The sequence below is a fragment of the Roseateles sp. genome, from assembly GCF_047654785.1.
GTDB lineage: Bacteria > Pseudomonadota > Gammaproteobacteria > Burkholderiales > Burkholderiaceae_C > Pelomonas.
On sequence record NZ_JASGKQ010000003.1, the window covers coordinates 1,832,632 to 1,855,416 of the forward strand.

Consider the following 22,785-nt stretch of genomic DNA (forward strand, 5'->3'; position numbering starts at 1 on the left):
CTCACTGCCCCCCGAGGGGGTGCGTCAGTGGCTCCGGAGCGGCCGCGCGCCACTGACATGAACCTGCACCAATTCCGCTTCGTCCAGGAAGCCGCCCGCCGCAACCTCAACCTGACCGAGACGGCCAAGGCGCTGTTCACGTCGCAGCCGGGGGTGTCCAAGGCCATCCTCGAACTGGAGGAGGAACTGGGCGTGGACATCTTCTCGCGCCACGGCAAGCGGCTGCGCCGCATCACCGAGCCGGGGCAGCAGGTGCTGGCCTGCATTGAGATCATCCTGCGCGAGGTGGGCAACCTGAAGCGCATCGGCGAGGAGTACTCGCGCCAGGACAGCGGCACCTTCTCCATCGCCACCACCCACACCCAGGCGCGCTACGTGCTGCCCGCGCCGGTGGCGCAGCTGCGCAAGAACCTGCCGCAGCTGCGCATCAGCCTGCACCAGGGCAGCCCCGACCAGGTCGCCCGGATGCTGCTCGACGAGACCGCCGACCTGGGCCTGGCCACCGAATCGCTGGCGCAGTACCCCGAGCTGGTCACCCTGCCCTGCTACGAATGGCAGCACGTGATGGTGGTGCCGCGCGAGCACCCGCTGGCGAGCTGCGAGCGCATCAGCCTGGAACAGCTCGCCGTCGAGCCGCTGGTGTCCTACCACCCCAGCTTCACCGGCCGCACGCGCATCGACAAGGCCTTCGCCGCCCGCCACCTGACGCCCAGCGTCGTGCTGGAGGCCATCGACTCCGACGTCATCAAGACCTATGTGCGCCTGGGCATGGGCGTCGGCATCGTCGCCGAGATGGCGATGCGCGAGGAGCCGCCCGGCAGCGACCTCGTCGCCCGGCCGCTGGGCACGCTGCTGGGCAGCAACGTGACGCGCATCGCCTTCAAGCGCGGCGCCTACCTGCGCAACTATGTCTACGTGTTCGCCGAGCTGCTGTCCGAGCGGCTGAGCCGCAAGCTGCTGGAGCGGGCGATGAGCGGCGATGCGACCGACTTCGGCCTGTAGGGCCGGCGCCGGAAACGATGGGCGGCACAATGCCGCCCCAGCCATGAACGCACTCAGCCTCACTCCCGCCGAACGCCGGCAGATCGACCAGGGCGCCTGGTTCGCCCGGCTCTCCGAACCGCTGCGCCACGACATCCTGCAGCGCGCCTACGTGCGCCGGCTGGCGGACGAGACCATGCTGTCCCACCGCGGCGATCCGGCCCTGGAGTGGTGCGGCGTCGCCAAGGGTGCGGTGCGCGTCAGCTCGGTGTCGCTGGCCGGCAAGCAGATCTCGCTGACCTATGTCGAACCCGGCACCTGGTTCGGCGACATCGCGCTGTTCGACGGCCTGCCCCGCACGCACGACGCCTGCGCCCACGGCGAGACCACGCTGCTGTGCGTGCGCAAGGCCGATTTCCGCGCGCTGCTGCAGGTCCACCCGGAGCTGTACGACGCGCTGCTGCGGCTGAACTGCCGCCGCCTGCGGCTGATGTTCGACATGATCGAAGACCTCAACACCCGGCCACTGGCCGCGCGGCTGGCCAAGCAGGTGCTGCTGCTGGCGCGCTCCTACGGCGTGGCGGAAGGCGACGAGATCCGCATCGGCCTGCAGCTGGCGCAGGAAGACCTGGCCCAGCTGCTGGGCGCATCGCGCCAGCGGGTGAACCAGGAACTCAAGGCCTTCGAGCGCGAGGGCGCCGTGCGCGTGGAGCCCACGCGGCTGGTGGTGCTGAGCCGCGAGAAGCTGCTGGCCGCCGCCGCGCGCTGAACCGCCAGGCGCTGCCGCGCAGGAGACACGCCCGCCGCCCGGCGCCTCCCACAATGGCGGATTCGCGCCACCTCACGACGACCGCCATGGAAGCATTCACCGGCACCCGCCCGCTGGCCCAGCCCCTGGATACCGACGCCCTGCAAGCCTGGCTGAGCGCCCACGTCGACGGCTTCGCGGGGCCGCTGGCCATCGAGCAGTTCAAGGGCGGCCAGTCCAACCCGACCTACCTGCTGACCACGCCCGGCGCGCGCTACGTGATGCGCAGCAAGCCCGGCCCGGTGGCCCGGCTGTTGCCGTCCGCCCACGCGATCGAGCGCGAGTTCCAGGTGATGCGCGCGCTGGCCGGCACCGACGTGCCCGTGCCGGCGATGCATGCGCTGTGCGAGGACGAGTCCGTCATCGGCCGCGCGTTCTACGTCATGTCCTTCATGCCCGGCCGCGTGCTGTGGGACCAGAGCCTGCCCGGCATGGACAACGCCGGCCGCGCGGCCCACTTCGACGAGATGAACCGCGTCATCGCCGCGCTGCACCAGGTGGACTTCGCAGCCCGCGGGCTGGCGGCCTACGGCAAGCCCGGCAACTATTTCGAGCGCCAGATCGGCCGCTGGAGCAAGCAGTACCTCGCCTCCGTCACCGAGCCCAATCCAGCGATGGACGCGCTGATCGACTGGCTGCCCGGGCACATCCCCGCGTCAGCCCGCGACGCGGGCGAAGTGGCCATCGTCCACGGCGACTACCGCATGGACAACGTCGTTTTCCACCCCACCGAGCCGCGCATCATCGCCGTGCTGGACTGGGAGCTGTCCACGCTGGGCCACCCGCTGGCGGACTTCAGCTACCACTGCATGAGCTGGCACATCGAGACCTCCGGCGCCGCGCGCGGGCTGGGCGGCAAGGACCTGGCCGCGCTGGGCATCCCGAGCGAGCGCGAGTACGTGCAGCGCTACTGCGAGCGTACCGGCCGCGCGGACGTCGATGCCGTCATGGCCGACTGGAACTTCTACCTGGCCTACAACCTGTTCCGCATCGCCGCCATCGTGCAGGGCATCGCCAAGCGCGTCGTGGACGGCACCGCGTCCAGCGCGCAGGCCAGGGAGACGGCGGCCAGCGCGCGGCCGCTGTCGGAGCTGGCCTGGCGCTTCGCGCAGAAAGCCTGAAAGAGTCCTTAAGCCCCCCCAGGCTGCGTCAGCCGGCGTCGCCGGCGCGCATCGACGGCGGCGTCCAGGCGACGGAGGTCGTCGTCGGCCAGGCGCCGGAGTCCGACAGCCGCTCGCCCACGCGCCGCGCCGCGCGCGCGGCGCATTCAAGCAGCCACACCAGCCCCTGCACCCGGGGCAGGTCGGCCTCGTCCAGCCCGGCGCGCAAGTAGAGGTTGCCGCGCATGGCCATCAGCACGAAGGGGTGGCCCTCGGGCAGCAGGTCCTCGCTGGCCTGCACCAGCGCCTCGCCCAGTTCGCCGTCCAGCCACGCGCCCGCCAGCTCCCGCGTCGCGCCCACCACGCCGTAGTGCTGGCGGATGACTGGCGAGGCGGCCTGCTCGAACCGCGGGAACATCACCAGCCAGCGCATCTCCTCCGGCGTGCCGGTGTCCAGGCGGGTCTTCAGCGTGTCGGTGTAGGCCTCGAAGACGGCGCGCTCCAGCGTCTCCATCAGCGCGCGGCCCAGCACCATCAGCTGCAGGTCCCGATGCAGCCCCATCTCGCAGCGCATGCGCAGCTCGCAGCCCGGCAGGTAGCTGCGCTGGGACTCGCCCCACTCGACGCGCAGCGGCCCCAGCGCCCCCGCCGGCCGCTCGATGACGAAGCCCTGGCCATCGCCCGCCTGGCTGAACGTGGCGCCGCCGGCCTCGGCCCAGTCCTGGACGGGACGCCAGCGCGCGGCGTTAGCCCGCGTCACGAGCCAATGCTTGACTTGCTTTACCACCATGGGATCGGGAGGCGCCCGCGAGGAACGGGGCGCAAAAGGGAAGCGACGGATAATCGCAGTGTATTCACGCCCCATCCCCGCCGCGCCACCGGGCCGGCGCGGGCGCCCCCTCCACCTTGCCCCCGCAGCGACACCGCGTGAGAAATCTCATGCCGTGCGGCGCGGCGGTGTATCGGTCTGTGAGCGCGGGCGCCAGGGGCGTCAATGCCTTCCTAGACTTGGGAACTCGCGCACCCAGCGCGGAGGGACCACCCGCATGACCCCCACCTTCGCCGCCCCACCTGCCCCAAGGGCCCAGACCCTTGCCGCCGCGCCGCTGGCGCTGTCCAGCGACTTCGGCGGCCTCGACGGCGACGCGCTGGGCCTCGTCCAGCGCCGCTACGGCGACCGCGGCCTGCAGGTCAGCCGCGAGCGCTACAGCAGCCGCAACGAGGACGGCGACATCGTCTGCACGGCGCGCGACGGCGACCGCATCGTCGGCACGCTGTCGGTGCGCTTCGACGACGACGGCCAGGGCGGCGGCGGCCTGAATGCCGACCTGCTGTTCCGCGAGGAACTGGGCGCCTGGCGGGCGCAGGGCATCAGGCTGTGCGAGTTCGGCGGCCTGGCGGTGGACAAGCATTCCCACGAACCCAAGCGCGTGCTGGCCCAGATCTTCCACCTCGGCTACCTGCACGCCCACCGGCGCGCGCGCTGCGAGCGGCTGGTCATCGAGGTCAACCCGCGCCACGTGGCGTTCTACCGCCGCTGCCTGGGCTTCGTGCCGCACACCACCGCGCGCCACAATCCGCGCGTCGCGGCGCCGGCCGTGCTGATGAGCATCGACTTCGCCACCGTGCGCGAGCAGATCGCCCGCTGGGGCGGCCAGCCGGACGCGCTGGCCGCCGCGCGCAGCCTCTATCCGCTGGCCTGGGACGAGGCCACCGAGGCGACGATGCTGGCCCGGCTGCCGTAGCCACGCTCCCGGCGGCGTGCCAGGTCGCACGCGGGTCGGGCCCGCAAGGCTGGCCTGCCCACCAAGAATCGAACTTGGAACCCCCAGCTTAGAAGGCTGGTGCTCTATCCAGTTGAGCTATGGGCAGTGCGGCGGAACTCAGACGACTCGGCCGTTCCCAGACGGCCGGCCGCCATTGTCAGGGGAGAAACGGGGCGGATCAGATCAGCACGTTGATGATGGCGTTGCCGATGCCCATCAGCGCGGCGCCGGAGATCAGGCCGGCGCAGATGGGCTCCATGCCGTCCACCCAGATGCGGTGGCCGGGGGTGCCCGGCGCCTTGTGCTTGCGGCCCATCAGGAAGAAAACCACGGCGCCGACGAACATCGCCAGCACCGATTCCGGCGGCAGCACCACGCCCAGGCCGGTGGCCACGGCGGAGAGCTGGAAGCGGCCCTTGGTCTTGATGCGCGCCACTTCCATCGCCACGGCGGCGACGGCCGCCACGCCCATGGAGACCAGCGCCGACGTCGGCAGCCCCTTCAGGCCCTTGGCGATGATGTCGGCCACGCCCTTCCACTGCAGCGCGGCGGGCATGGCGAACTGGTCGGACACGAGCGTGGCCACGCTGCGCACGCCGCTGGCGTCGGGCGTCAGGAACAGCAGGAAGAACAGCGGCACGCAGAACAGCACGCCCGCGAAGTTGCCGATGATGTGGCCGATGGCCTGGTGGCGCGGCTTGCCGCCCAGCATGTAGCCGGGCTTGATGTCGGACAGCAGGTTGGCCGCGTTGGACGCGATCTCGCTGGTCATGCCGGCCGGCAGCAGGTTGGAGCCGGGGTTGCTGCGGTCGATGGCGCCCATCGTGAACTGCGTGATCTTGGACAGCGCGCCGGTGGGCGTCCAGGAGGTCAACGCCATCGAGTTGGTGCAGATGACGGTCAGCACGAAGATCAGCGGCAGCGACACCAGCGCCAGCCAGAACGGCACGTTGAAGAAGACGTGCGTCACGTAGCTGCCCAGCACGCTGAACAGCGGCACGCCGACGTAGCTGATCCACATCGGCACCTCGATGTCCTTCAGCAGGTCGCTGCCCCCGCCCGGGGCGGCCGGTGCCTTGCGCCGGAACGCGTTCTTGAAGATCTCGGGCTTGGCCAGCAGGCCCACCATGGCGCCCACGACCATCATCGTCACGCCCCACCACAGCGACCACTGGTTGACGATCTCGGCGCGGTTCAGCGGCACGAGCACGCCGTCGGCGCCCAGGCGCGGCGCGATGTCGCCGGCCTGGATCATGATGGGCGCCAGCACGACGAAGTTGATGAAGGCGCCGAGGAAGCAGCTCGCCGCCACCGCCATGCCCATCAGGCCGCCGACGCCCAGCATCGCGGCGTCCAGCGTGACGCGCAGGCCGAGCTGGCGGATGTCCGTGCCCAGGATGGTCGGGATCAGCGCCGCGCTCTTGCCGGCCCAGTCGTAGTAGTACTGGTCCAGCCGCTCATGCAGGTGCCAGGGCGCCTTCAGGCCGGCCCACTTGTCCAGCATCAGGATCTTGAACTGGACCAGCTTCATCCAGCCATCGCTGACGACGGCCTGGTACAGCGCCGTGAAGCCGCCGACGACGCCCAGCAGCTTGGCCTTGAACAGGCCCTCGCCGCCTTCGCCGTGGTACAGCGAGTCCAGCACCACGCCGCAGGCGCGGCCTTCGGGGAACGGCGCCTGGTCCTCGTTGATGAAGCGCCGCTTCAGCGGGAAGGCCAGCAGCACGCCGATCATGGAGACGACGAAGATCCAGATCATCAGCTGCCACCACGCCGGGATGACGCCGGTGATCAGCATGTAGGCCGCCAGGCTGGAGAACAACGGCGTGATGACGTAGCCCGCCGCGGTGGCGATGGACTGGGTGCAGTTGTTCTCCAGGATGGTGTAGTCCTGCGCGAAGCCGCTGGCGTGCAGCGCGCGGAACAGCGCGAACGCCAGGATCACCGAGGTCAGGCCCACGCCGATGGCGATGCCCGTCTTGGCCCCGATATACAAGCCCGTGGCGGACAGGATGCCGCCGAGCAGGAAGCCGGTGAAGGCCGAGCGCAGCGTCAGCTGCGCCATGTCGCCGCGGTAGACGTTCTTGAACCACCACTCGTCCTTTTGGGCGCGGGTCCAGGTGGCGATCTGCTCGTCGGTCAGGTGTTGGAGTGCCATGGAGTCTCGGGCGCGGCTTGTGGCTGCGCCGGGGGTTGAAGCGAAAGGGGCGGATTGTCCCGGCCGGACCGCCGGCGCCACCCCGGGGGATGCCCGGGCCTCGCTTGCGGGGTCGTGCGGCCTCTCAAAAAAACGAACCCGCCGGTGGCGGGGCCAGCGGCGGGTTGTCGAAAGGGTGGTCGGGGCGGCGGGATTCGAACTCGCGACCCTCTGCTCCCAAAGCAGATGCGCTACCAGGCTGCGCTACGCCCCGAACAAGCCCGCGATTCTAGCCGACCGGCACCAGGCGCCCGGTGCCGCTGATCAGCGCGGCGCGCACCGGCTCGCCCGGCTGCAGCGCCTGCACGGCCGCGACGTAGCCGCGCATCTGCGCGAGGTAGGCTGGATCACGCTCCGGCGCGCTGCCCAGCTTGTAGTCCAGCACCCACCAGGTGCCGTCGCGCGTCTGCACGAGGCGGTCGATGCGCTGGTCCTCGCCGCCCTGCCCCACGGCCACCTCGTTGCCGGCCCACAGCAGGCAGGCCGGGTCGAAGAAGGGCCGGCAGTCGGCGCTGGCGAGGATGGCCTGCGCGGCCCGGGCGAGCTGCTCGCGCGCCCGGGCGTCCAGGCCGAAGGCCTGCGAGGCCGCGTCCATCAGCAGCGCCAGCGGCTGCGCCTGGCCGGGCGCCGAGGCCCACTCCAGCACGCGGTGCAGCGCCTCGCCGACCTGCGCCTGGCGGGCGTCGCGGGCCGCGCCGTCGCGCACCGGCGCGGCCGGCGGCGGCTGCCAGCGCGGCAGCGGCGCGAGCGGCGGCGCGGCGGCGGCGGCGCGCGCCCCGGCGTCCGCCGCCAGCGGCCAGCGGCGGGCCAGCGGCTGCAGCCGGTCCCACCAGCTGGTGGCGGCGCTGCGTCCGGGCGTGTGGCTGAGCACCAGCGCGCGGCGGGCGCGCGTCATCGCGACGTACAGGCCGTTCAGCTCCTCGCGCTCGCGGGCGGCGCGCTCGCCGTCCACCAGCGCCTGCAGCGACGGCGGCGGCCGGGCCTCCGACGCGAGGAACGCGGCGCGCACCGGTGCGCGCCGGCCCACGGGCCAGTCCAGCAGCAGGCCCAGCGTCTCGGCCTTGGGCGGCGCGGCGTCGGTGTCCAGCAGGAACACGACCTCGGCCTCCAGGCCCTTGGCGCCGTGGATGGTGAGCAGCTGCACCGCGTCGGGCGCGGCGGCGGGCACGAAGGGGATGGGCCGGCGCTTCAGCGCGCGCACGAAGCCGTAGAGCTGCGCGTAGCGGCCGCCGTCCAGATCCAGCGCCGCGCGTAGCAGGGCCTGCACGCTTTGCAGCCGCACGTCCGCGTCGGCGGCCGGCACGGCCGCGGCGATGCGGGCGAGCAGGGCGCCCTCGTGGACGATGCGGTCCAGCAGCTCGTGCGGCGTGCGCTGGCGGGCCTGTTCGGCCCAGTCGCGCAGCAGCGCCCGGGCGCGCGCCAGCACGGGGCCGGGCGCGGCCAGCTCGTGCAGCGCATCCCACCAGCGGCGGCGCTCGGCGGGCGGCCGGCCGAGCCAGTCGGCGCTGCCGGCGGCCTCGGCCAGCGCCAGCAGGTCGGCCTCGCTGGCGCCGAACAGCGGGCTGCGCAGCGCGCGGGCCAGCGACAGGTCGTGGCCCGGCGAGGCGAGCACGTCCAGCAGCGCCAGCAGGTCGGCCACGTCGGGCAGCGCCGCCAGCGGCTGCTCCTCGGGCGCGGCGTGCGGCACGCCGGCCGCCGTCAGCGCCGCGCTGAGCTGGCGCAGCGGGTCGCGCTTGCGGGCCAGCACGAACAGGTCACCGGGCCGGAGCGCCGGCCGCTCGCGCAGCAGGCCGGCGATGGCCGCGCAGACGCGCTCGCACTCGGGCGCGCGGCGGCTGAGCTCGGCCTCCACGCGCGGCTCGCTCAGGCTGGGGCGCCAGCGCATCGGGTCGGCGGCCTCGGCCGGGGGCGGCGCGGCCAGCCCGGCGTCCAGCGCCCACAGGCCGGCCAGCTCGTCCCCGGCCGGGACCTCGGTGGTGTGTGGGCGGAAGCCCTCGTAGGCGTCGGCGCGCTGCGCCGCGTCGAACGCGGCGTTGACGGCCTCCAGCACCTCGGGCGCGTTGCGCCGCGTGTGGTCGCAGGCCAGGCGCGCGCCCTGCAGGCCCGCGCAGACGAAGTCCTGCGCCGCGGCGAACACGCGCGGGTCGGCGCGGCGGAAGCGGTAGATGCTCTGCTTGGGGTCGCCGACGATGAACACCGACAGCGGCGCGCCCGCGCCCGCGCCGGCATAGGCCGACAGCCAGCCGTGCAGCGCCTGCCACTGCAGCGGGCTGGTGTCCTGGAACTCGTCGATGAGCAGGTGGCGCACCTGGGCGTCCAGCCGCTGCTGCACCCAGCCGGCGGTGTCCGCGTCGGCCAGCAGCGCCAGCGCGCCGCGCTCCAGGTCGTTCATGTCCACGAGGCCGCGCTCGCGCTTGAGCGCCTCGAAGGCGTCCACCAGCACCAGCGCCAGCCGCCGCATCGCGGCATGCTCGTCCGCCGCCTGTTGCTGGGCGATGGCCCCGCGCAGGCGCAGCAGCTCGTCGCACAGCGCGTCCAGGTCCGGGCTGTCGACGCCCAGCTTGCGCGGCTCGCCCTTCTGCGTGAACAGCGCGGCGAAGGCGGCATCGACCGCTTCGGCCTGCTCCAGCGCGGCGGCCGCGGCCTGCGCCTTCTTGCCCTGGGCCTGGCCGAGCTGGCGGGCGAGCGCCTGCAGCGGCCCGCGCAGCTGCGCGAAGAATTGCTCCGGCGTCATGCCCAGCAGCTCGACGGCGCCGGGCAGGCTGCCCGCCAGCACCCCGGCGGCCTCGGCCAGCCGCAGCTCGACGCGCCTGGCGAACGCGCCCAGCAGCCATTCGCGCAGGTTGAAGCGGCCGCGCGACTGCGTCAGCGCCTGGAAGTCCGCCCGCAGCACCGCGTCGGCCAGCACGGCGGCGTGGAAGCGCCGCCACAGCGGGGGCATCAGCTCCTCCTCGTCCTCGACGAGTTGCAGTTCGGGCGCGAGGCCCTGCGCCCGCAAAAAGGCCAGCGGCGCCGCGCGCAGCAGCTGCGAGAACCAGCCATGGAAGGTGCGCACCTCCACGGCCCGGCCGCCGCGCAGCAGCTCGGCCTGCAGCGCGGCCAGCCGGGGCCGCAGCGCGGCGGCGTCCCCGGCCGGCAGGCCGCGCTGGCGCAGCGCCGCGAGCTGCGCGGCCTCGTCGGCCTGCGCGAACTCGGCCAGCCAGTCGGCCAGGCGCTGGCGCATCTCGCCGGCGGCCTTGCGGGTGAAGGTGATGGCGACGATCTGCTGCGGCTCGGCGCCGGCCAGCAGCGCGCGCAGGATGCGCGACACCAGCATCCAGGTCTTGCCCGCGCCGGCGCAGGCCTCGACGACGATGCTGCGCGCCGGGTCGCAGGCCAGCGCATAGAACTGCTCGCGCGGGATGCGCCGGCCGTCGGCCCAGTAGGCGAGTTCGGAGGCGCTCATGTCCAGTCGTCCTTGCGGCACAGCCCGCGGGCTTCGCAGTAGTCGCAGACGCGGCCCTCGCCGAGCGCCGGCAGCGGCACGCCGGCATGCACCGCGGCCAGGTCGGCCTGCAGGCCGTCGCGCAGCGCCAGGGCGGTGTCGCTGACGTCCTCGTGCGGCAGCACCGCGATGCCCTTGCCGTCGTCCAGCACCAGGTAGGCGGCCTGCAGGCCGGGCCCGGCGCCGCTCAGCAGCGCGTAGGTGGCGAGCTGGGTGTCCTCCAGCTTCGCGGCCACCTTGTCCTTCAGCGCCTTGGCGTTGCCGGTCTTGTAGTCCAGCAGCAGCATGCGGCCGGCGCGGTCGTCGATGCGGTCGATGCGGCCCTGCACCCGCAGCGCCTCCAGCGGCGCGGCGAAGGGCGTCGCCTCGCGCGCCACCTCGCCGGCCACGTAGCGCTGGCCGCCGGCCTCCGCCTCGGCCAGCCAGGCCAGGTAGAGCGGGCGCAGCCGCTCGAAGGCCGCCGAGAACGGCAGGAAGTCGGTGGCGTCCAGCAGCGCCAGCTCGGCCTCGGCGGCGGCGCGCAGCACCGCGTCGTCATCGCCACCGCCGTCGCGCGTTTCGTGGAAGCGCTTGAGCACCGCGTGCAGCCAGGTGCCGTAGTCGCGCTTGGTGGTTTCCTGCTCCAGCTCGTCGGCCTCGCGCAGGCCCAGCACGGCGCGGCTGAAGAACTGGTAGGGGCAGTTGCGCAGCGCGTCGATGGCGCTGGCGCTGAGCGCGGCGGGCAGCCGGCCCGCGGCGTCGGCGGCGGCGCGGGTCTGCGGCGCGGACGGCGGCGCGGCGGGTGTCCGCCCGTCCGGCCAGCGCGCCAGCGCCTGCCCGGCCCGGGCCGCGGCGCCGGCCAGCCGCTCCAGCAGCGGGCTGGGCGGCAACGGCTCGGCCCCGGCGAAGGCGCAGCGCAGCAGCGTCAGCACCGGCGCGCGCAGCAGCTGCGCCAGGCCCAGCGCCTCGGCCTCGCGCCGCTGCGCCAGGCCGGGCAGGCCCAGCGCCACCGCGTCGGCATCGGCCAGCAGGCCGGCCTGCGGGTTCACCGGCCCCAGCGTGGCGGCATCCGCGCCGGGCAGCACCACGGCGCCGAACGGCCGCAGCAGCGCCCGCGCCAGCGGCGTGATGACGACCTCGGCGGCGCCCGCTTCCTCGGCGGGCTCGAACTGCGCGGACTCCAGCGTGTCGTCCACCCAGGCCAGGAACTCCTCGGGCCGCAGCCGGGCCTGGGCGAGCGCGGCCTCGTGCGCGCTGCCGGCCCAGGGGCTGCGGGACAGCCACAGCGCCTCGCCCAGCGCCTCGCCGCCCGCCACCCCGGCCAGCGGGCCCAGCCCGTGCAGGGCCTGCTTCAGCGCCGTCAGCCAGCCCCCCAGCGAACGCGCGCCGCCGGCCAGCGGCTCCAACTGGCGCCGGGCGCGCTGCCAGGCCGCGCCCGCGGCGGGCGGCAGCGTGGCCGCGTCGAGCTGCGCGGCCTGGCGCCAGGCGAAGCGGCGGCAGCAGGACTCCAGCGCGGCCAGCCCGTCGGCGGGCCAATCGGCCGCCAGCGCGGACTTCATCCAGGCCAGCCAGTCGTCCACTGCCCCGCCCGCCAGCGCCGCGCGCAGCAGCGCCATGACGGCGGCGGCGGCCGGCGTGGTCGCCAGCGTCCAGCCGGTTTCGTCATGCACCGGCACGCCCTGGCGCGCCAGCAGCGCGCGCACGCGGCGGATGACGACGCGGTCCTGCGCCAGCAGCGCGACGGGCCGGCGGCCGGCGTTCAGGTGCTGGATGACGGCCGTGGCGCTCTGCGCGGCCAGCGTCTCGAAGTCCGGCGCGACGGCGGCCTCCACCCGCGCCGCGGGCGTGAAGCCGGCCCAGGCCTGGTCGAGGTCCAGGTCGGCGTCCAGGCACAGCGCCGGCACCTCGCCGGCCCCGCCGGCCCGGGCGAGCAGCGCCTGTGCCAGCGGGTCGGGGCCGCCCGCGCGCAGCCAGATCCAGGCGCTGGGGCGCAGCGCGAACAGGGCGTCGGTGGCCGGCCGGCGCTCGTCCGTGGCCACCCAGGCCAGCGCCACCTGGGCCAGCGCGCGCTCCAGCACGCCGGGGCCGGCGTCCAGCGCGGCCAGCCGCTGGCGGGCGACGTCGAGAAAGGCGGGCCGCTCGTCGGGCGGCACCTGCGCGGCGGCACGCGCCAGCGCCTGCGCGGTGCCCACCAGGCGGGCGACCGCGACGCGGTAGTCCCGCGGGCTGCCGCGCCGCAGCGGCTGCACCCAGCTCTGGTCGGCCAGCAGGCGGTCGGCGGTGAAGGCGTCTATGGCGGCGTCGCCGGAGAGCTGGTCGGGCGCGGCCAGCGGCGTCGGGCCCAGCGCCGCGGCCAGGCTGTGGCTGGTCGTGATGCGCGGCTGCCAGCCGCCCCGGGCCAGGAAGGCCCGGCGCGCCGGCGCCAGTTGCTGCGCGAACGGCAGCAGCAACACGGCGTCGCGCAGCGGCGCGCCCTGCCCGGCCAGCCAGCCGGCGCAGGCGCCGGCCACGCGCTGCCAGAACGCGGCGATGTCTTCCCCGGGCGCGAGGCCCAGGCTGATGGTTTGCTGCACGGGTGAAACGGGCCTCCCACGCCCGGCCTGGCCGCCGCTGCCGGTCACCCCGGCGACCGACGGGCCCAAAGTGGCTATGTCACACCTTAGCCACTGGCGTAGGGGGCGCGTCCACGCCAAGCGCTTCAGCTAGGGCGATGGCCTTCTCGTGGTCTTTCTCTTGCGAAACAAGCGCTTCCATTGCTGCCCGGCGTGCGTCTATGCCGGCAAGAACTGCGAGGCGTGCGGCCATTGCAGGCGGGATCGGGTCTTTGCCGGCGTAAACCCGGCTCAAAAAGCCTTGGTGGAGCTGAAGTTCTTTGGCTATGGCGTAGCGGGTCATGCCGTTTTTGGCCGCCACGCCATCCATAAGGGTTTTCCCCAAGTTCATAGTTCACCTTTCATGACGTACAGTCGGGCCGAAATGCTTCGCAAAACGTGAAGCATCACGAAGGGTAGTGCTTTATGGCCGGGAATGTACTTCACAGCGAGTCAACTACGCAAGGCGAGCCGCTGACATATCGGTCATGGCTGGCTGTTGTGCTGTCGGCGAGTGAGCGGGCGGGCGCATCGGCTGTGGTGCGTGTGCAAGTCCGCAAGCGCGGTGTTGTGCTGTGCGGACGAGTCATCGAAGCCGCGCCCGGTCGTGATGAGCGTTCGCCGGACTGGTTCAAGGTGGACTGCTACCTCGGGCAGATTTGGTTTGCGGACGCGAACGTTCGTCAGTGCAGCCACCTGGACGAAAGGTGCATGTGCGAGCCGGCGCAGGCCGGCGTCGATGCACGCGCTTGCGCGGGCATGACGCCGGCCTGCGCTGTCCCCCTCGGTAACACGGGGACAACAGTGGGGGCACGGTCGTGAAAGTAGATGCCAAGCCGGTGATGGCCGGAAGCCGGATCAAGTGGACGCTGGAACAGATTGAACAGTCGAACCCTGGCCGCGTCCGGGTTGACTGGTTGCGATTCACCCTGCCGATGGATGCCATCGTGTCGCGGGAACCATCGTTGCTTGACGTAACGGTTCTGGAACTGCTGGACCAGCCCGGCCGCGATCTGGTTCGCAAGTCGTCCACGGTGGACGTGTCCGAATACACCACGGCGCACGCCGTGGCGCTTGCCGGGGCTCGTCAGTTTTGCGCCATGTTGGGCAAGTTCGAAGTCGGCGCTGTCTTGCGCGGCATGGACTTCTACTCGGTCAGGGTTGAGCTTCGTTTCGCCGGAGAAACCGTTGGCTACGTCATGGCCGGCGCGAAGTCGGTGAAGCAGGCCGGCACGGTTCACTTCAACCTCTTCGGCTCCGCGCTGCTCACGATCACGCCGGCTCAATTAGCGCCGGTCCGTGACTGGATTTCTGCCGCACGTGGACACGTGACGCGCATCGATTTGAGCCTTGACATATGGACCGGCTACAGCGTCACTGATGCTGTCCAGGCATACCGCGAAGGCGGCTTTGACGTTCGCGGCAAGCGACCTGGACAGAAGAATCACGGAAGCTGGGAGCTTCAGCATTCACGCACTTTCGAAGTTGGTTCTCGTGAAACCGGCAAATGCTGCCGCGTTTATGAGAAGGGCGACGAACAGTTCGGCCACGAGGCCGGGTCGGAGTGGGTTCGTGTCGAGGTTGAGTTTCGTGATAACCATCGCGTGATTTCCCTGGATTCGATGACCCGTCCGGCCGATTTTTTCGCAGGCGCATATCCGCTTTGCGCGGAGCTTTTGGAGCGTGAGCGAATTGCGGCTGAGGCTGAGCGAATCCCTACGGTGCCGGATTTGATTGATACGACGGCGGAAGCCGCCGTTGTTCGCGTGGTCCGTTGGATCAAGCGCACAGCCGCCCCGGCCATCGTTGCTGCCTTCGATATGGGCGGTGACATTCTTGCGGAGATAATCGATAGCGAACGCCATCGCGTTCCGCGCCGGCTTCTCGGCATTGCTCCGGACCGTCTTCGGGAAACTTTTGAAAAAGTCGCGGCGCTTATGGCCCCAGCTTCCGCGCCATCGTTTAACGGGGCCTGACATTTCGCAAGCGAAAGTGAGTTCGTATGAAGTTCCAATCACAGATCAAGGTCGTTGGTATGAAGGCCAGCAAAGGCCAAATGGACAACGGCGTTTCCTTTGATTCGACGAAGGTGTATGCCTTGGTCGATATGGATTCGAGCAAGGGCAACGCGTTTGGGCAGTGCTCTGCTGAATTCACGCTCGGCCTGAGCGATGAAATCAAGAAGTTCGAGAAGATGCCGTTTCCGTTCGATGCCATCGCGGAAATGGAAATTGTCACGAACGGCAAGACTTCGAAGACCGTGATGCATGGTCTGAAGCCTGTCGCGGCGAAGGCTGCCTAATCATGGCGTCCGGCCGCTTCATTATTCAGTCTGGTGTGACGTTCCAGTTTCTGCACGTTCACCCAGGAACTGGTGACGTGGCTTGGACCCCTTCCCTTGCCACGGCTGTTCGGTTCGGCGTTGTTGATGATTTTGACGACATTCGTCAGCTTGTTGACGATCACTGCGATAAGGGCTCTGCCCTCGTTGTTGATCTTGACGCCGATTTCGCTTGACGCTTCGCATGGCTTCGTGCGTCAACGTTGTCGGCTCTGTTGATATTGGTGGCTCTCAAGTCGCCGTTATCGGGCCTTATCAGGGTCAGTCTGGTGGCGGTTGTCCGGGTATGGTTGTGTTTTCTCCGGACGAAGCTGATCAGGTTCTCGCGTTGATTCAAGAAGAATCTTCGTCTACGAATGAACTGCCTCCATCCGCAGATTTGGCGGCCGCCTGGAGTGCTGGTTTTTTTCTTGTGGTCAGCAGCTACGTTATCGGTTGGGCTGTTGGTGCGGTCGTCAATTTCATTAACGGAAAGTGAGCATTGAAATGGAAAACAAGTTCAAGGGCGCCGTGGTCGCCGGTCTGGCCGTCGCAGTTTCTGGTTTTGCGAATGCCGCCGCGCCCGATTTTTCGTCCCTGACCGGGGCGGTTGATTTGTCTTCGGTCGGAACGGCCATTCTGGCCATCGGTGCGATTCTGGCCGCACCTGCGGTCATCAAGACGGGCGTTCGCATCGTTCTTTCGATGATTCGCTGATAGGCCATGGATTTTTCGGCAATCGTCGATGCCATATCGCGCGATGACGAGTCGTCAGCGGTTTTAGCTTTCGCTGCTTTCATAGTTGGCTATAGGCTTGTGGCGTTTGGCGTGCGTCGGATACTTTCCATGTTCGGACGCTGATTCGCCGACGATGCGCCCTGGATCGAAAGGTCTGGGGCGTTTCGCATGCGAAACAGAAAGCGGAGAACATCAATGATCATATTCCACGAAGGATTGCCGGGTTCCGGAAAATCTTACGAAGCCATGGCGGTTCGTATTATCCCGGCCATCAAGGCGGGCCGTGAAGTCGTAGCATACGTCGAAGGTATCGACCACAAGAAGATTGCCGAAATCGCCGGAGTCAGCGAAGAAAGATGCAGAGAACTACTGCACGTCTTGACTCGTGATCAGATGAAATCCAATTGGGTTGAACTCTGCAGGGACAACGCGCTTCATGTCTTCGACGAAGCTCAAAACTTCTGGGGAAACCGCGTCAAACTTAATGAGGTGCAAACATGTGGCTTGTGGTGATTTTCTTTTGCGGGTGCCTTTGTGGAAAGGCATGTGTTCTGGGCCTGGCAAATGGTTAGCATGCGTAGAATCTTTTTTTGCGCGCTGTATTTGATTGTCACGTGCCTTTGCCTAATTTTTGGAACCAATTACGCAAAGGCTGAGGGAACGGTCCCACGCGCTTCTGGCATTGAGTATTACTGCCAAAAACTGTCAGATGGCAGTGTGTTTAAATCGAAGGACGGCGGTCTTGCCGCAACTACGTGCGAAGGCTCGTCATATAGTTATAGCTGGGGTTCTGGAGTTCATTACAGTAAAGCCTGTAACCCTAGTACCAATCCGGCCAAGTGTGATAGGTGGCATAAGCAGTATCGACCTGACGGAAGTCTTGCCAGCGACACTAGCGAGGGCTGGGTTATTAATATTTCCTGGTCTTATGTCAATGAGTGCCCGGAGAACTCTACGTATTCCGGGAGTGAACAGTGCAGTTGTTCTGGCGGTTATAGCCCTAGCGTTGACGGCAAGTCGTGCAGTGGCGCTTGCCCTTCTAAGGAGGTGAACAAAAGTGGTTATTTCGACATTGGCACGAAAGCTTCTGCTAGTCCTGTTGTTTGGGGTTGTTCGGGAAATTGTGAAGTTGTTTTTGATGGTGAGTCGCCGGCCGGTAGCTCGCTTGTTGACGGCGTTAAACATTGGTATGCGAAAGGGGCGTACGTAAATACGGGCAAAAAATGCAGTGCATCGGCTGAAGCCGGGAAGCAGGTTGGCAGTGCTGCATCGGCTGTGCCGCCGGACGGTTGTAAGCCGGGTCAGGGCGCCGGCACGATAAACGGAAAGACTGTTTGTTTCGATCAGAGCGGCGACGATCACGAAGTTGATAAGAGTTCTGAAGACAAAAGCACGACGAAGACGGAAAAGACCGTTCAGGAAAACCCGGACGGGTCGAAGACTACAACGGAAACGACGACAAGGACCGGCGCTGACGGCATTGTCGAAACGACGACGACGAGAACTACCGTTAGGCCCGATGGTTCTAGCGTGACTGAGAGCGAGTCGACGACGAACAAGCCACCTGGAAAGGATGATGGCAAGGACGAAGGTGACGACGAATCAAGCGAGTGCAAGAAGAATTCGAGTGCATCGGGGTGCGGCGGTGAGCCTGCGAATATTGGTAGCCTTTATCATGCGAAAGGAAAGACGTTGGATAGCGTCTTGGCGTCGGCGAGGGATTCGTTCCTGTCTACGCCGATAGGAACGGCGGCCGGCCGGTTTTTGGTAGTTTCTGCCGCCGGCACCTGTCCAAGTTGGAGCGGCACTATTCCTTATATCGACGCCGAATTCAGCATCGATCAGTTTTGCAGTTCTTTTGCATCTAGCGCATTGGCGATACTAAAGGTCTGCATACTTGTGGTGGCGTCGTTCTTTGCCTTCAGGATTTCCATCGGAGATTGATTGTGCTTAGCCAATTTACCTCATGGCTGTTGGGCCTTGTAAAGTCGTTTTTTGGTGCGTTGTGGGACTTCGTGTCGGATGCATTTATTGGCACGGTGGAAATGTGCGCAAATGCGTTCGTAAGCTTGTCGTCGTCAATTCCTGTTCCTCAGTTCCTTGAGGACGGCCTGCAGTCTGTCTATGCAAACATCGATCCCGGTGTTTCTTATATATTGACTGCACTTGGCATTCCTACTGCACTTGGCATTATTGGCGCTGGATTTACGTTCAGGATTACTCGCAAGGCGCTTTCCTTCATATTCTGACAACCCTATTAGCGCCACTGTTCGTCTAAGTATGGTGCGATAGGGATCGTTACTTCATAAAACGGATTCCGTGGTGGAAAAAAGTTGTTGACGTTGCGCGCATTGCGCGTATACTTCAGGACATGGACAGCAGAAACGCGGTCCCCGAGTCCAGGCGGTTCCTGGCGTTCCGATAGGAGCACACCATGTTCATCAAGCACACCGTCCGCCCCGCCTTCAACGGCCTTGAAGAGCGCAAGAACCGACTGGCTGAGAAGGCCGCCGCCCTGGGCCTGACATTCGGCACCAGCGGCATGGGCTACGGCAAGAACGCCTTCGGCGGCAACACCTTCGACGTCAAGGACGTTCTGAAGGCCCAAGGCGCCCGCTTCGACGGTCAGTCGAAGGTCTGGTATTTCGAGAGCCTGGAAGCTGCCGAAGCCGCTATCGCCGCCCTCTGAACAACCCGGCCCGGCAGGCGCCGGGCTTTCCAGGATCGCCCCATGCTGCAGCACGCCACCGACGACAGCCTAATCATCGACGGCCGAGATACCGGCCTGAAGCTCACCCAGCGCCAGGACGGCACCGTCGTCTACACGCCAGAAAACCGATTGCGCGGCCAGGCTTACAAGCAGCACCAGATGCCGCACAAGCGCTACTCGGTCGCCCATGACGCCCCCTCATCTGGTGCTGCCGGACGCGGGCAGTTGGAAGCTGATGTGCGCGAGTTGCTCGTGCGCTTGGTGGCCGAATAAGCTTGGACGATCTTCAAGCGCGGGCGCGGCGCGCCCCGAGCTGTTCGAGCAAGAACCGGCCCTGGCTCGCCGTGGCCGGCATTGGCCGATTTTTCTCGTGCGAAACTATCGCCCGGCGGCTACGTCCTTGATGGCACTTCCAACTGTGGGGGTGTGCGTTATGGGGCCGGGTGCATCAAAGAATCTTGGCGGCGTGTTTTCTTGACTTATCGTTGTCGTCTTGTTTTCGCTGCTGATTGGCTGAGGGCCGCGAACTGCGGACTGTTGTGCCGCTGTTGCCCGTCCGAATTCTTCCAGGGGCCATGGCGTGGCCAGTTCGTGGTAGCCGCCTACGGCAAGCTGAACAACGTCGCCGCTTATGACGACGGCAACGCCTAGCGTTCTGAGTGCGTCAAGCGAAAGTCTTTCGATGACGACGGATCCGCCTTGAATCCATTCAATCACGCCGGACGTGCGGTTGCGCATCGTGATGAGCCCGGCAAGTCGGATTCTTCCCTTCGATGACACTTCTAGCATTCGGCGCTCTATCGGTGATTTTTCTTCTTGCTCTGCTTGCTGGTTGTTGTCGGCTGTTTTTTTTGGTTGCACTGCGGCGCCGTTGTTGTTGATTGGCCGCTGAACTTCGAAGTGCCTTTCTGACTTAACCGGCTGTTTTTCATCAGGATGAAAAAATGCCCATGCTTTCCATGCGCCGAATGTAACGGCGATGGCCGTTAGCGGGATTCCGTATTTCAGCCACGGATGATTCAATACTTGCGCTCGTTGGTCGGTGTAAACGTCAGTATTCGTGTCATCCGACACGTGACTGCTGTACGTTCCAAAATACTTCTGATCGTATTTTGTTATCGTTGTTCCTGTTTTACTGTACTTGTCTCCACCAGTGTGGCGAAAAGTGTTGACCCTGTATTTCTTGCCTTTTCCGAACGCGTTGAGCTTCAGAAAACAGAGCTTGAGTTCGATTCGGCGTCGCCATGTGGCATGTACGTCCCGTACGTCTTGACCCATCAAGACGATATCCATGCCACGGTGCCGGTGCTCCGTCACCAGTTCGGTTTGCACCTCATTCAGTTTGACGCGGTTTCCCCAGAAGTTTTGAGCTTCATCGAAGACGTGAAGCGCGTTGTCCCTGCAGAGTTCAACCCAATTGGATTTCATCTGATCACGAGTCAAGACGTGCAGTAGTTCTCTGCATCTTTCTTCGCTGACTCCGGCGATTTCGGCAATCTTCTTGTGGTCGATACCTTCGACGTATGCTACGACTTCACGGCCCGCCTTGATGGCCGGGATAATACGAACCGCCATGGCTTCGTAAGATTTTCCGGAACCCGGCAATCCTTCGTGGAATATGATCATTGATGTTCTCCGCTTTCTGTTTCGCATGCGAAACGGACGGGCGGTCAGCCCGTCCATTTCGTTTAATTAGTTCTGCGCCTTCTCCAGCCTCTTGAGTTGACGGCGTAGCCACTGTGCGCCGCCGAGGGCTTCGAACTGCTTGGCCTGCGAAGCGGAAAGCTGAAAGGTGATCGTGGCCTTGCCGGTCGGCTCTTCGTCGTCGCCATCGCCTTCGCCACCATCTTCGCCACCATCTTCGCCACCATCTTCGCCACCATCTTCGCCACCATCTTCGCCACCCTCTCCGCCTTTGGGCAGTTCAAGGTTCATCTGTGACGCCTTGCGCAGTTCGTCAAGGTGCTGGCGCACGGTCGTTCGTCCGACGGTCCCAAGCTTCACCATCGGCAGCAGCTTCTCTAGCATCGGCCCGCCGTCGCTGTGTTTTGCAATCTGGTTCAGCGTGACGGCCGTCTCAACGTCTTGAAGATTGCCGTCTGCGACTAGGTTCCGCACTTCCTGGCTGAAGCCGGGCGAGGTCAGGGATAGATGCTTAGAAATCCACCCGGCGGACTTGTTCAGCTTGCGCGCCACCTCGGCCGGCTTGCCGATCATGGCCTGCATCTCACGAACCGCAGTGCAGACTTCGAACAGGTTCAGGTTTTCGCGCTGAACGTTCTCGATGATCTGCTTCGCCTTCAGCTCGGCGGACTTGTCTTCGTCGGTGACGATGGCGGCGATTTCCGACCATCCGGCGCGGATCGCGGCCAAGGTGCGCCGCTGCCCTGCGATCACCGCGTATCCATCGTTCACGCGCCGTGCGAAGATCGGCTGCATCAGGCCGTGCTCTTTCAGCGACTCGGCAAGTTCGTTGATGGATGCCTCATTCAGGCCGGTTCGCGTGCGAACGTTCGGTGCGATCGTGACGGCGGCGAGGGGGATCATTTGGGTGATGGACTTTTGCTCAGACATAGCGTTCTCCATTGGTTGAAAAGCGCCCCGGTGGGGCATGACGGCCCGCCCGTGGGGTGGGGCCTTCCTCGCCAAAGGCCATGCACAGCGAAGCGGTTTAGGGGTCAAGACCCATTTCCGCCCTGCCCTTCCTATCGGCGTCGCTGTGCGACGCTCATATGCCGGTGCGCGGAAATGGCCCGCAGGGCTTGGTCTTGACGCCTAAACCGCTTCGCGGTACAACGAACAGGGAGGTAGGCTCCGTTTAGCTACCTGCTCATGGCGGCAGCTTGCGATAGGGATCGTTACCCGAAGGGCAAAGACCCGCAGGGGCTTTGTGGCGAAGCCATAGAGCCCGGGCCCGTTAGGGCATCGCCACGGGGGTTTTGCCGCGCTTCATTCTGTAGATGGCGCATTTGACGCTCTCGAAGGAAACGCCATGGGCTTCGGCGATCTGGGTTATTGAGGCCCCGGAATTTCGCATGCGCAACGCCGATTCATAGTCGAACTTGCGCGGCTTCGTGCAACGAACGCCACGGGCACGCGCGGCGATGCGCCCGGCGGTGCAGCGCTCGTTGATCAGGCTGCGTTCGAACTCGGCGAACGCTCCCAAAAGCTGAAACATCATGCGGCCGACGGCCGTTTGAGTTTCTATCGGCTCAGTCAGGCTTTGCAGACAAGCGCCAGCCTGGCGAATCAGGCTTTCGATTCGGATCAAGTCTTGCAGCGACCGTGCAAGCCTGTCGATTTTGTAGACGACTACAACGTCGCCCGTTCCGATGCTGGAGAGTAAATCTTCAAGCTCCGGCCGCTCCTTCACCCCGGAGCGCTTCTCGTGCCAATACTTTGAAACGCCTGCTTTTTTCAGCGCGTCTATCTGAAGTCGTGTATCTTGCTCAAGCGTGGAAACACGCGCATACCCCAGTTTCAATGCCGTTCTCCCTATTGGTGCTGCGATGTTTGCAGCGCCTGGCTTTCGTGAACGCGGGAGAAACGGGGCCATCGGGCCAGCTTTCGGAGCTTGGCCAGGGTGCTTGTGTACAATGATTTTGCCTATCCGGACGGCGCCGTCGCACGGCGACGCCCACCTTCTGAGGCCAAGGAACCCTCCCATGAGCAGCGAATTGATCAAGCATGTTTCCGACGCGTCGTTCGACGCCGACGTGATCCAGTCCGGCAAGCCGGTGCTGGTGGACTACTGGGCCGAGTGGTGCGGCCCGTGCAAGATGATCGCCCCCATCCTGGACGAAGTCGCGGCCGGCTACGGCGACAAGCTGCAGGTGGCCAAGATGAACGTGGACGAGAACCGCCAGGTGCCCGCCAAGTTCGGCATCCGCGGCATCCCGACGCTGATGCTGTTCAAGGACGGCCAACTGGCCGCCACCAAGGTCGGCGCCCTCTCCAAGGCCCAATTAACCGCCTTCATCGACGCGAACCTATAATCGCGCCCGGCTGCCACAGCGCTTCACACGCCTCCCGGCGTTCCGCTGCGGCAGCCAAAAGCCAACACGCCCCGGATTCGGACGAATCCAGCCAGCGTGGACTCGGCGCCCCTCCC

The 22,785-nt window shown here is 66.6% G+C and carries 23 protein-coding genes and 2 tRNA genes; 15 read left to right on the forward strand and 10 right to left on the reverse strand.

Going from position 1 to position 22,785, the window contains the following annotated elements; translation table 11 throughout:
• Positions 1–57 precede the first annotated feature (57 nt).
• From QM788_RS17460 to QM788_RS17470, 3 genes are all read left to right on the forward strand, one after another.
• Complete coding sequence (locus tag QM788_RS17460; RefSeq protein WP_415662721.1) at positions 58–1,002, forward strand: CysB family HTH-type transcriptional regulator; 945 nt, start codon at positions 58–60, stop codon at positions 1,000–1,002.
• 43 nt (positions 1,003–1,045) lie between these two features.
• Positions 1,046–1,750 carry a Crp/Fnr family transcriptional regulator gene (locus tag QM788_RS17465; RefSeq protein WP_415662722.1) on the forward strand — a complete coding sequence of 235 codons (705 nt, stop codon included), beginning with the start codon at positions 1,046–1,048 and terminating at the stop codon, positions 1,748–1,750.
• Between the two features lie 86 nt (positions 1,751–1,836).
• Complete coding sequence (locus QM788_RS17470) at positions 1,837–2,910, forward strand: phosphotransferase (RefSeq protein ID WP_415662723.1); 1,074 nt, start codon at positions 1,837–1,839, stop codon at positions 2,908–2,910.
• Positions 2,911–2,938: 28 nt separating this feature from the next.
• On the opposite strand, the gene QM788_RS17475 is transcribed toward QM788_RS17470, so the two are convergent.
• Positions 2,939–3,649 (reverse strand): hypothetical protein, encoded by a 711-nt coding sequence (locus tag QM788_RS17475; protein ID WP_415662724.1) that lies wholly within the window; start codon positions 3,647–3,649, stop codon positions 2,939–2,941.
• Between the two features lie 286 nt (positions 3,650–3,935).
• Between QM788_RS17475 and QM788_RS17480 the strand changes: the two genes are divergently transcribed.
• Complete coding sequence (locus QM788_RS17480; protein ID WP_415662725.1) at positions 3,936–4,634, forward strand: N-acyl amino acid synthase FeeM domain-containing protein; 699 nt, start codon at positions 3,936–3,938, stop codon at positions 4,632–4,634.
• 50 nt (positions 4,635–4,684) lie between these two features.
• Here QM788_RS17480 and QM788_RS17485 read toward each other — a convergent pair.
• The 6 genes from QM788_RS17485 to QM788_RS17510 form a co-directional block, all read right to left on the reverse strand.
• A tRNA-Arg gene (locus QM788_RS17485) sits at positions 4,685–4,761 on the reverse strand.
• 72 nt (positions 4,762–4,833) lie between these two features.
• The gene (locus QM788_RS17490; protein WP_415662726.1) at positions 4,834–6,813 is read right to left on the reverse strand and encodes an OPT family oligopeptide transporter; all 1,980 of its coding nucleotides are present in this window, start codon (positions 6,811–6,813) and stop codon (positions 4,834–4,836) included.
• A 176-nt stretch (positions 6,814–6,989) separates the two neighbouring features.
• A tRNA-Pro gene (locus QM788_RS17495) sits at positions 6,990–7,066 on the reverse strand.
• Between the two features lie 15 nt (positions 7,067–7,081).
• On the reverse strand, positions 7,082–10,297 hold the full coding sequence (locus tag QM788_RS17500; protein WP_415662727.1) for a UvrD-helicase domain-containing protein: 3,216 nt from the start codon (positions 10,295–10,297) through the stop codon (positions 7,082–7,084).
• Complete coding sequence (locus QM788_RS17505; protein ID WP_415662728.1) at positions 10,294–12,888, reverse strand: PD-(D/E)XK nuclease family protein; 2,595 nt, start codon at positions 12,886–12,888, stop codon at positions 10,294–10,296. Before QM788_RS17505 ends, QM788_RS17500 begins: the two co-directional genes overlap by 4 nt.
• 79 nt (positions 12,889–12,967) lie before the next feature.
• Positions 12,968–13,210 carry a hypothetical protein gene (locus QM788_RS17510; RefSeq protein WP_415662729.1) on the reverse strand — a complete coding sequence of 81 codons (243 nt, stop codon included), beginning with the start codon at positions 13,208–13,210 and terminating at the stop codon, positions 12,968–12,970.
• Positions 13,211–13,724: 514 nt separating this feature from the next.
• Here QM788_RS17510 and QM788_RS17515 point away from each other — a divergent pair.
• The 10 genes from QM788_RS17515 to QM788_RS17560 all read left to right on the forward strand — a co-directional run bounded on the left by QM788_RS17515 (position 13,725) and on the right by QM788_RS17560 (position 18,947).
• Positions 13,725–14,882 carry a replication initiation factor domain-containing protein gene (locus QM788_RS17515; RefSeq protein ID WP_415662730.1) on the forward strand — a complete coding sequence of 386 codons (1,158 nt, stop codon included), beginning with the start codon at positions 13,725–13,727 and terminating at the stop codon, positions 14,880–14,882.
• A gap of 26 nt (positions 14,883–14,908) precedes the next feature.
• Positions 14,909–15,208 (forward strand): hypothetical protein, encoded by a 300-nt coding sequence (locus QM788_RS17520; RefSeq protein ID WP_415662731.1) that lies wholly within the window; start codon positions 14,909–14,911, stop codon positions 15,206–15,208.
• A 2-nt stretch (positions 15,209–15,210) separates the two neighbouring features.
• A complete protein-coding gene (locus tag QM788_RS17525; protein WP_415662732.1) occupies positions 15,211–15,423 on the forward strand; it encodes a hypothetical protein in 213 nt (70 codons plus the stop codon).
• A gap of 8 nt (positions 15,424–15,431) precedes the next feature.
• Positions 15,432–15,725, forward strand: coding sequence for a hypothetical protein (locus QM788_RS17530; RefSeq protein WP_415662733.1), 294 nt, complete (start codon positions 15,432–15,434; stop codon positions 15,723–15,725).
• Positions 15,726–15,733: 8 nt separating this feature from the next.
• A complete protein-coding gene (locus QM788_RS17535) occupies positions 15,734–15,943 on the forward strand; it encodes a hypothetical protein (protein ID WP_415662734.1) in 210 nt (69 codons plus the stop codon).
• Positions 15,944–16,159: 216 nt separating this feature from the next.
• Positions 16,160–16,477, forward strand: a complete 318-nt coding sequence (locus QM788_RS17540) for a zonular occludens toxin domain-containing protein (RefSeq protein ID WP_415662735.1) — start codon at positions 16,160–16,162, stop codon at positions 16,475–16,477.
• 534 nt (positions 16,478–17,011) lie between these two features.
• Positions 17,012–17,908 (forward strand): hypothetical protein, encoded by an 897-nt coding sequence (locus tag QM788_RS17545; protein WP_415662736.1) that lies wholly within the window; start codon positions 17,012–17,014, stop codon positions 17,906–17,908.
• A 2-nt stretch (positions 17,909–17,910) separates the two neighbouring features.
• Positions 17,911–18,213 carry a DUF2523 family protein gene (locus tag QM788_RS17550; protein ID WP_415662737.1) on the forward strand — a complete coding sequence of 101 codons (303 nt, stop codon included), beginning with the start codon at positions 17,911–17,913 and terminating at the stop codon, positions 18,211–18,213.
• 185 nt (positions 18,214–18,398) lie between these two features.
• Positions 18,399–18,653 carry a hypothetical protein gene (locus tag QM788_RS17555; protein ID WP_415662738.1) on the forward strand — a complete coding sequence of 85 codons (255 nt, stop codon included), beginning with the start codon at positions 18,399–18,401 and terminating at the stop codon, positions 18,651–18,653.
• Between the two features lie 42 nt (positions 18,654–18,695).
• Entirely contained in the window at positions 18,696–18,947 is a 252-nt protein-coding gene (locus QM788_RS17560; protein WP_415662739.1) for a hypothetical protein, read from the forward strand.
• Between the two features lie 105 nt (positions 18,948–19,052).
• Here QM788_RS17560 and QM788_RS17565 read toward each other — a convergent pair whose 3' ends face one another.
• The 3 genes from QM788_RS17565 to QM788_RS17575 all read right to left on the reverse strand — a co-directional run bounded on the left by QM788_RS17565 (position 19,053) and on the right by QM788_RS17575 (position 22,230).
• On the reverse strand, positions 19,053–20,300 hold the full coding sequence (locus QM788_RS17565) for a zonular occludens toxin family protein (protein ID WP_415662740.1): 1,248 nt from the start codon (positions 20,298–20,300) through the stop codon (positions 19,053–19,055).
• A 66-nt stretch (positions 20,301–20,366) separates the two neighbouring features.
• Positions 20,367–21,248 carry a ParB/RepB/Spo0J family partition protein gene (locus QM788_RS17570; RefSeq protein WP_415662741.1) on the reverse strand — a complete coding sequence of 294 codons (882 nt, stop codon included), beginning with the start codon at positions 21,246–21,248 and terminating at the stop codon, positions 20,367–20,369.
• A gap of 343 nt (positions 21,249–21,591) precedes the next feature.
• Positions 21,592–22,230 carry a recombinase family protein gene (locus QM788_RS17575; RefSeq protein ID WP_415662742.1) on the reverse strand — a complete coding sequence of 213 codons (639 nt, stop codon included), beginning with the start codon at positions 22,228–22,230 and terminating at the stop codon, positions 21,592–21,594.
• A gap of 109 nt (positions 22,231–22,339) precedes the next feature.
• On the opposite strand from QM788_RS17575, the gene trxA reads away from it, so the two are divergent.
• On the forward strand, positions 22,340–22,669 hold the full coding sequence (trxA, locus tag QM788_RS17580; RefSeq protein ID WP_415662743.1) for a thioredoxin TrxA: 330 nt from the start codon (positions 22,340–22,342) through the stop codon (positions 22,667–22,669).
• The last annotated feature ends 116 nt before the right edge of the window (positions 22,670–22,785 follow it).

What these genes read in the sequence shown, in the direction of transcription:
- QM788_RS17570 (WP_415662741.1), bottom strand. Translation starts at nt 21,248, where the DNA reads ATGTCTGAGCAAAAGTCCATCACCCAAATGATCCCCCTCGCCGCCGTC.
- QM788_RS17555 (WP_415662738.1), top strand. Translation starts at nt 18,399, where the DNA reads ATGTTCATCAAGCACACCGTCCGCCCCGCCTTCAACGGCCTTGAAGAG.
- QM788_RS17530 (WP_415662733.1), top strand. Translation starts at nt 15,432, where the DNA reads ATGGCTTCGTGCGTCAACGTTGTCGGCTCTGTTGATATTGGTGGCTCT.
- QM788_RS17500 (WP_415662727.1), bottom strand. Translation starts at nt 10,297, where the DNA reads ATGAGCGCCTCCGAACTCGCCTACTGGGCCGACGGCCGGCGCATCCCG.
- QM788_RS17470 (WP_415662723.1), top strand. Translation starts at nt 1,837, where the DNA reads ATGGAAGCATTCACCGGCACCCGCCCGCTGGCCCAGCCCCTGGATACC.
- QM788_RS17460 (WP_415662721.1), top strand. Translation starts at nt 58, where the DNA reads ATGAACCTGCACCAATTCCGCTTCGTCCAGGAAGCCGCCCGCCGCAAC.
- QM788_RS17510 (WP_415662729.1), bottom strand. Translation starts at nt 13,210, where the DNA reads ATGACCCGCTACGCCATAGCCAAAGAACTTCAGCTCCACCAAGGCTTT.
- QM788_RS17480 (WP_415662725.1), top strand. Translation starts at nt 3,936, where the DNA reads ATGACCCCCACCTTCGCCGCCCCACCTGCCCCAAGGGCCCAGACCCTT.
- QM788_RS17520 (WP_415662731.1), top strand. Translation starts at nt 14,909, where the DNA reads ATGAAGTTCCAATCACAGATCAAGGTCGTTGGTATGAAGGCCAGCAAA.
- QM788_RS17490 (WP_415662726.1), bottom strand. Translation starts at nt 6,813, where the DNA reads ATGGCACTCCAACACCTGACCGACGAGCAGATCGCCACCTGGACCCGC.
- trxA (WP_415662743.1), top strand. Translation starts at nt 22,340, where the DNA reads ATGAGCAGCGAATTGATCAAGCATGTTTCCGACGCGTCGTTCGACGCC.
- QM788_RS17540 (WP_415662735.1), top strand. Translation starts at nt 16,160, where the DNA reads ATGATCATATTCCACGAAGGATTGCCGGGTTCCGGAAAATCTTACGAA.
- QM788_RS17535 (WP_415662734.1), top strand. Translation starts at nt 15,734, where the DNA reads ATGGAAAACAAGTTCAAGGGCGCCGTGGTCGCCGGTCTGGCCGTCGCA.
- QM788_RS17575 (WP_415662742.1), bottom strand. Translation starts at nt 22,230, where the DNA reads ATGGCCCCGTTTCTCCCGCGTTCACGAAAGCCAGGCGCTGCAAACATC.
- QM788_RS17560 (WP_415662739.1), top strand. Translation starts at nt 18,696, where the DNA reads ATGCTGCAGCACGCCACCGACGACAGCCTAATCATCGACGGCCGAGAT.
- QM788_RS17525 (WP_415662732.1), top strand. Translation starts at nt 15,211, where the DNA reads ATGGCGTCCGGCCGCTTCATTATTCAGTCTGGTGTGACGTTCCAGTTT.
- QM788_RS17565 (WP_415662740.1), bottom strand. Translation starts at nt 20,300, where the DNA reads ATGATCATATTCCACGAAGGATTGCCGGGTTCCGGAAAATCTTACGAA.
- QM788_RS17465 (WP_415662722.1), top strand. Translation starts at nt 1,046, where the DNA reads ATGAACGCACTCAGCCTCACTCCCGCCGAACGCCGGCAGATCGACCAG.